The following is a 352-nucleotide window of genomic DNA, read 5'->3' as shown; positions in this document are numbered from 1 at the left end:
GTCGGCGTCTCGAAGACCGGGCGCCCGCAGGGGCAGTCGTCGACCACGGTCCCCGACGGGATCGAGAACGTCGTCTCGCAGTCGGGGTACTCCTCGCAGCCGAGGTAGACGCGCCCCGGCGCGGTTCGCACGCGGAGGTCGGCGCCGCAGTCGGGACAGTCCCAGACGCGGTCGAACCGCTCCGTGACGGCGTCCGCGAGCGATTCGCACCCGGGGTCCAGACAGATCCGGAAGACCTCGCCGCGCTCGACGCGGATCCGGGGGAGCCCGCAGTCGTCGCAGGTCTCGTCCGTGACGGTCGCGCCCGCGGGCAGGCCCCAGCGCTCCTCGCAGCCGCCACAGACCACGTCGC

General features: G+C 73.9%; 1 protein-coding gene. It reads right to left on the bottom strand.

Going from position 1 to position 352, the window contains the following annotated elements; genetic code table 11:
• Positions 1-352: topoisomerase DNA-binding C4 zinc finger domain-containing protein (locus tag C1A47_RS17560; protein ID WP_171294413.1), on the bottom strand; the 352-nt coding region annotated here is incomplete at both ends.

The sequence above is a fragment of the Acinetobacter sp. MB5 genome (genome assembly GCF_003261585.1).
GTDB lineage: Bacteria > Pseudomonadota > Gammaproteobacteria > Pseudomonadales > Moraxellaceae > Acinetobacter.
Note: the sequence above shows the minus strand (reverse complement) of the source record. Positions and strands in the feature narration are given on the sequence as shown.